The organism is Burkholderia sp. HMSC10F09 (assembly GCF_001806955.1).
Lineage (GTDB): Bacteria > Pseudomonadota > Gammaproteobacteria > Burkholderiales > Burkholderiaceae > Burkholderia > Burkholderia multivorans.
The window spans coordinates 1-6,228 of record NZ_KV786913.1; the positions used below are offsets into that span (position 1 = coordinate 1).

Annotated in this window: 5 protein-coding genes; 1 reads left to right on the plus strand and 4 read right to left on the minus strand. The window is 67.8% G+C overall.

Annotated features, from left to right (window positions below; genetic code table 11):
• Positions 1 to 879, minus strand: an 879-nt coding sequence (locus HMPREF3115_RS26120) for an MFS transporter (RefSeq protein WP_070556725.1), incomplete at its 3' end; no start/stop codon positions are given.
• Positions 880 to 976: 97 nt separating this feature from the next.
• Here HMPREF3115_RS26120 and HMPREF3115_RS26125 point away from each other — a divergent pair.
• Positions 977 to 1,906: a LysR family transcriptional regulator gene (locus HMPREF3115_RS26125; protein ID WP_070556727.1), complete on the plus strand. Its 930-nt coding sequence runs from the start codon at positions 977 to 979 to the stop codon at positions 1,904 to 1,906.
• 213 nt (positions 1,907 to 2,119) lie between these two features.
• On the opposite strand, the gene HMPREF3115_RS26130 is transcribed toward HMPREF3115_RS26125, so the two are convergent.
• From HMPREF3115_RS26130 to HMPREF3115_RS26140, 3 genes are all read right to left on the minus strand, one after another.
• On the minus strand, positions 2,120 to 2,953 hold the full coding sequence (locus tag HMPREF3115_RS26130; RefSeq protein ID WP_006408260.1) for an OmpW/AlkL family protein: 834 nt from the start codon (positions 2,951 to 2,953) through the stop codon (positions 2,120 to 2,122).
• Positions 2,954 to 2,968: 15 nt separating this feature from the next.
• Positions 2,969 to 4,216: a DUF2957 domain-containing protein gene (locus HMPREF3115_RS26135; RefSeq protein ID WP_006401319.1), complete on the minus strand. Its 1,248-nt coding sequence runs from the start codon at positions 4,214 to 4,216 to the stop codon at positions 2,969 to 2,971.
• A 140-nt stretch (positions 4,217 to 4,356) separates the two neighbouring features.
• Positions 4,357 to 5,790 carry a DUF2957 domain-containing protein gene (locus HMPREF3115_RS26140; RefSeq protein ID WP_070556729.1) on the minus strand — a complete coding sequence of 478 codons (1,434 nt, stop codon included), beginning with the start codon at positions 5,788 to 5,790 and terminating at the stop codon, positions 4,357 to 4,359.
• Between the last annotated feature and the right edge of the window lie 438 nt (positions 5,791 to 6,228).

Consider the following 6,228-nt stretch of genomic DNA (forward strand, 5'->3'; position numbering starts at 1 on the left):
CGCGAGCGGCCCGCGCCCGCTGTCGCCCGCGCGACCGGCGAGCGGCGTGACGATCGCGCCGCTCGCGCCGGCGAACGCGAACAGCGCGATTCCATGCAGGTCGAGGCCGAACGGCGGCTGCGCGAGCCGCAATCCGATCGCCGTCCAGAACGCGCTGAACGCCGCCATCGCGAGCGCGGCCGACAGCGCATGCCGCCGCAGCACCGGTTCGTCGGCGAGCAGCCGTCCCATCGATGCCAGCAGCGCGCGGTAGCTTGCCGTGACGGGCGGCGTGCGCGTCGGCAGTCGCAGCGCCAGCACGGCTGCGATCGCGACGTCGGCCGCGGCGGCGAGCGCATAGAACGCGCGCCAGCCGATCGAGCCCGCGATCAGGCTCGCGAGCGGCCGCGACAGCAGAATGCCGAGCATCAGCCCGCTCATCACGTTGCCGACGGCGCGCCCGCGCTGCGCTTCCGGCGCCATCGACGCCGCCATCGGCACCAGCATCTGGATCACGCTCGACGCGGCGCCGGCGATCAGCGTCGCGCACAGAAACACCGTGCCCGAGTGCGTGACGGCCGGCAGCGCGAGCATCGCCGCGCATACGGCGAGCGTCGCCACGATCACGCGGCGGTTCTCGAGCAGATCGACAAGCGGCACGAGCAGCGCGAGCCCGGCCGCGTAGCCGAGCTGCGGCAGCATCGCGACGAGCCCGGCGAGGCTCGCGGGCAGCTGCAGGTCGGCGCTGATCGGGCCCGTCAGCGGTTGCGCGGCGAACAGGTCGATCACGATCACGCCGACCGTCGCCGCGAAGAAGAGCGTCATGCCGGCGCTCAGCGTCGGCCGGGCGTCGTGCGCCGCGCGCGCGGCGCCGGGACAGGAAGGGGCAGGGCAGTTCATGGAAGGGCCACCGGAATAGTCGAAGGAAACCCCATCCTAGGCGGCGTCACGTTATGCGACAATTGAAATATCTCTAACATCATTATGCGAGTTTGCTTTGAATACACGCGATCTCCAGGCGTTCGTCGCGGTGGTGGACAGCGGCTCGATGGTGGCCGCGGCCACGCGGCTTCATCTGACGCAGCCGGGGCTGACGCGGCGCGTGCAGAACCTCGAAACATTGCTCGGCGTGCCGCTGCTCGACCGGCAGAGCAAGCCGCTGAAGCCGACCGCGGCCGGGCGCGACGTGTACGCGCTCGCGCGCAACGTGCTGAGTGCGGTCGATGCGCTGTTGGCGGCCGGCACGCCGGATAGCGAGCCGACCGGCGAACTGCGGATCGGCGTGCCGCCGTTCCTGTCCGAACTGGCGCTCGAGCGGCCGATCGACCGGCTGCGCGAAGCGTTCCCGCGCCTCACGCTGCGCGTGACGGCCGGCTGGTCGCCGGCGCTGCTGCAGGGCGTCGAGCGCGGCACGCTCGACATGGCGACCGTGATGGTGCCGGTCGGCACGGCGCTGCCCGACACGCTGAGCGCAACGCGGCTCGGCACGCAGCCGACCGTGCTCGTCGCCGCACGCGAGTTTCCGCTGCCGGAGGGGCCGCTGACGCTCGACGCGCTGTCGCGTTTTCCGTGGGTGCTGAGCCAGGACGGCTGCGGGATGCGTTCGGCGCTGAGCCGAGCGCTCGGTGCGGCCGGGCTGCCGTTCGACGTCGCGGTCGAGGCGTTCGGCTCCGAGCTGCAGTTGTCGCTGGTGGCGCGCGGCGCGGGGATCGGCATCGCGCCGCCGAACGCGCTCGCGCGCAGCGCGCATCGCGACGCGCTGAAGATCGTGCCGACCGACGGGCTCGATACGCGGATCGGCGTCTGGATGGTGCACGGCGCGTTGCCGGGCCGGCTGATGCGGCCCGCCGCGCTGCTGCGGGAAGCGCTCGGCGCCGTGCTGGCGCGGGAGATTGAAACGGGGTCAGCTGTAAGCGCGGCGGCCTAGCACCCGCCGGACGGCGTTAGAGGCGCCATTCGAGGGAAAATCCTTATTTTCTCTACGGAAATGTTGCGCTGCGCAAATCGATTCGCTATAGTTACACCTGTCTCCTCCATGTCTCCTCTGATATGGATTCAGCCCGCCTCTCAAGGCGGGCTTTTTTTTGCCTGCGCGCCGGCCGCGGGCGAGCCGCTGCGCCGCCACCGGTGCGGCCCGGTATCAGAACTTGTAGGTCAGCCCGACGTAGCTGATGATCGGATCGGCCTTCAGCTCCGACTTCGATTCCGCGAGCACCGTACCGTCGGCCGCCTTGATCGTCACCGTCGACGTCGTCTTCAGCGGGATGTAGGTCACCGACGCGATCAACCCGAAATGCTCGGTCATGTTGTACTGCACGCCCGCGTTGAACACCGGCTGCCATGACGACGAGGCCTTCGCTTCCACGGATGTCGTGCCCGGCTTGCCGGCGCCTGCCGCGAGAATCGCGCCGAGGTTGTCCTGCGTCTGCTTGATGAAGTTCGAGTTCAGCTGCAGGTCGCTGAACCAGTTGTACGACACGCCGAGCCCGAGGAACGGCCGGAACCGCGCGGTGGCCTGCCCGAAGTAGTACTGCAGCAGCACCGCGGGGCTCCATTGCCGCACGCTTTTCACGATCGGATTGACCGCCGCGATCCCGATGTTCTGCGTGCCGAGTGCGCCGGCCGGGCCCGGCGGATTGATCGTGCCTTTGCCCGACACCTTGAACACCGGAGGTACGCCGGCGACCGACGTGACCGCGATGTGGTCGGTCAGAAAGTGGCTGACCGTCAGCCCGACGGTGTCCGCGCCGCTCGTGTGCAGCCCGGTGCCGGGCGACGTGAACGAAGGCGGCAGCCGCAGCGGCGTGTTGATCGGCGTCGGCGCGACATTGGTTGTCATCGGCGTGCTGCTCTGCTGCGGCATCACGTGGAACCAGCCGAGCGTGACGACGTTGCTGCCGGCGCTCTGTGCGTGGGCCGCGAGCGGCGCCAGCGCGGCGGCGCCGGCCGCCGCGCACAGGAAGGTCTTCTTCATCACGGCAGCCTCCGCTTACTGGACGAACGCGCCGATCGTGAAATACGGCGTCGAACCCGCGTTGTCGAGGAAGCCGAACACACCGCCCGTGAAGATGAACTTGCCGGTCGGCGACGTGCTGCCCGAGCCCGTATGAATCGTCGTGACCGTGCCCGGCACCTTCTGCGTGTAGTCGAGGTCGAGCGCGGTCGCGAGCGACGCCTGCGACGGCTGGAACGGATCGAGCAGCGTCGCCTGCGTGTTGATCAGCGCCGTCGTCCGATAGTCGAACTGGCTGTCGACGCCGATGTACTCGCCGTTCTGGGAGCCGACCGACACGGCCGTCTGCGGGGCGAGGATCGAAATGCTCGACTCGTCGTCGGCGGTGAGGCCGGGCACGCCGTTGCTGTCGGGTGTCGGGTTCGGGTTCGCGACGCCCGTGCGCACGAGGATCGGCACGAGCTGGTTGCGCAGCTTGCCGACGACCATGAAGCCCTTGCCTTGCGGCGTCGCCGACAGCGTCGGCTTGATCTGGCTCTGATAGTGGTCGGTCTCGAACGCGCCGCTGCCGTCGGCCGACTGCACGAAGTTCGTGCCGCGCTGCACGCAGGCGCCGCCCGCGAACTGGCCGGTCGAATCGCACTTGCTCCACGTGCCGTCGGCGTTGATCGTCACCTTCGCGTCGATCGACACCGGCGCGAAGTTCTGCGACGGCACTTCGCCGAAGCCGACGTGGCTGTATGTGCCGGCCACGTTGGCAATGTTCGTCTCGATCTGCGAGAAGCCGATGAACGGGTAGTACGGGAATTTCGTGTCGGGCACCGCGGCCTGGCCGAGCACGCCGCCGAACTGGATCTCCTTGCCGGGAATCGTGCCGCCCGCCACGCCGTAGCCGACGAAGATGCGCGCCGGGCGCGACGCGTCGAGGCTCGCGCCGTTCAGCCGGAATGCGCACTGATTCAGCTTGTTGGTCGGCAGCAGCGTTTCCTGCGTCAGCGTGCCGCTGTCGACGGTGCCCGCGCGCGTCGGCGTCACCGTGCCCGTCGTGCGCGGCACCGGCGATTCGATGTACGTGACCTGCCAGGTCATCTTCGTCGTGTCGAGCTGAAGCTTCACGAGTTCGCCGCTGCCCGCGCCGCCCGTGTAGACGGTGTTGTAGTCGAGCGTCGCGGGGCAGAGCCGCTCCTCGACGAGCGGCGGCGGATTGTCGCCGTCGCCGCCGCCGCCGCAGGCCGAAAGAAGGGGGGCGGCAAAGGCCGCCGCCAGAACGAGGTTGCGCTTCATGTTGCTCCTCCGGATTTGTCTTGTACGGCGGCCGGCTCCCTGTCGACCGCTTCTGTTGCTTGTGCTCGTGCTGCCGGCGCCGTGCCGGGCGCCTTCGTGCGTCGCGCGGCGGCGTGCGTGCGCCGCCGCGTCCCCGACCGCTACTTGCTGATCTGCGCGCCCACGCCGAAGTACGGTGCCGACGACGTCGTCGCGTTCGCCGACGTCGACGTGACGCCGCCGTTCACCGTGCCCTGCACGAGCGCCGCGTACAGCCCGCCCGTCGCGATCACGACGCCCGACGCGGACGGATAGCTCGCGCCGCTCGCCGGCGTCGTCGTCGCAGCCAGCAGGCCGGGCGTCGACTGGCCGTAGTCGAGCGTGAAGCCGTCTTCCTCGGCCTGCGTGGACGGATTGATGAACGATGCGTTGCTGCCGCGGATCAGCGCAGCCGTGTACTTGAAGTTCGAGTCCGCGCCTGCGTAGCCGCCGTCGATCGCGCCCGACTGGATCGTGCTCGCCGCGCCGAGCACCGCGATGCCCGATTCGTCGTCGACCTTGGCGTCGGTATGGACCGCAGCGTCGGTGCCGAGATACACGCTGCCAGTCCGCACGATCACCGGCACGGTTGCGCCGTTGAGCTGGCCGATCACCATGTGCGCGCTAGCCGACTTACCGGTCGCGCCGATTAGCGGCAATTTCGTCTGCGGCAGGATCTGCGGGGCATTCTTGCTATCGAGGTAGCCGCCGTTCGCGGCATTCACGGTCCACGGATCCCCGGTCGTCTGGCACGTGCCGCCGGTCGATGTACACGCACCGTTCGCGTCGAACGTCTCGCTCGAATTCGTGCCCTTCGTCGCGTAGTCGCCGGACGGCACGAGGTGGTAGATCAGCGCGTTATAGGTGCCCGGCAGCTTCGTCAGGTCGGTCGTCGTGTTCGCGAAGCCGAGGAACGGATAGAAGTCGAAGTGGCGGTTCGGCACCTGGCCCACGTTCTTGAACACCGGAAACCCGATCACGCTGATCGTGAGCCCGTCGTACTGCACCGTCGCACCCGGAATGCCGCCGCCCGCGACGCCCATACCGACCAGCAGCATCGGCGGGTTCGCCTGGTTGAAGTCGGCGGCGGTCGAGTAGGTCGAGCCGTCCGCTGCGGTGCCGGTGCCGGGCGTCAGCACGAAGGCGCAGCGTGTTTGTTCGGCCGTCGGCAGCGTGCCCGCGGGCGGATGCACGACCTTGCCGGTGATCGTCGTGCCGGCGCGGCTCGGCGTGACGGTGCCCGTTTTCAGCGGGATCGGCGATTCGAGCCACTTGAGCGTGTAGGTCATTGCGACCGCATCGATGTTCACGCTGACGATCTCGCCGCTGCCCGCGCCGCCGAGATACGTGCTCTTCACGATATCGGCGTTCGCCGGGCACAGCGCGCCGTTCACCGGCTGCGACGGTGGCGGCCCTTGCGTGCCGCAGCTCGAGCCCGAGCATTGAGGTGCGTCGATCGGCGCGAGCGAACCGCCGGAATCTCCGCCGCCACAGGCAACCAGCAAAGGGGCAATGGCAAAGGCCGTTGCCACCCCCTTCGATAAGGTGTGCGACATGCCGCTGTCTCCAGTCGTTTAATTGTGCGAGCTAATGTCGCCGCGTGGATTTTTGCTGTCAATTGACGAACTCGTCTAAAAAAGGCGATTGAAACGAAAAGCGCTTTTAAAGCCCTTTACGGATAAGGCCTGCGGTAAGAAATTTAAACGCGCGGGACGGCGGGATAGGGCGAGGAAGTCGGCTCGGCGCCATGCCGGTCGGGCGTCTGCGCCGCTGTGCACGTCGCCGCGAAGCGTTTAAAGCGAACGGTATCCGGTTTATCCCTATCCGGGATGAAAGGGAGAGCGGCGGCGCGCGAAATTAATTAACCGGCAATGAGCTAATCGAAAGCTTGTAAATATTTGTAAATACCGGCGCGCGCGTTTTATTGATTGCCGGCCGTGAATGAAAAAAGCCGGCCAACGGCCTAATGCCGTTCAGTTAAGGTTCTTTCTGAG

Excerpts from the sequence above, each read along its gene's own strand:
- HMPREF3115_RS26130 (WP_006408260.1), bottom strand. The coding sequence starts at position 2,953 with ATGAAGAAGACCTTCCTGTGCGCGGCGGCCGGCGCCGCCGCGCTGGCG.
- HMPREF3115_RS26140 (WP_070556729.1), bottom strand. The coding sequence starts at position 5,790 with ATGTCGCACACCTTATCGAAGGGGGTGGCAACGGCCTTTGCCATTGCC.
- HMPREF3115_RS26135 (WP_006401319.1), bottom strand. The coding sequence starts at position 4,216 with ATGAAGCGCAACCTCGTTCTGGCGGCGGCCTTTGCCGCCCCCCTTCTT.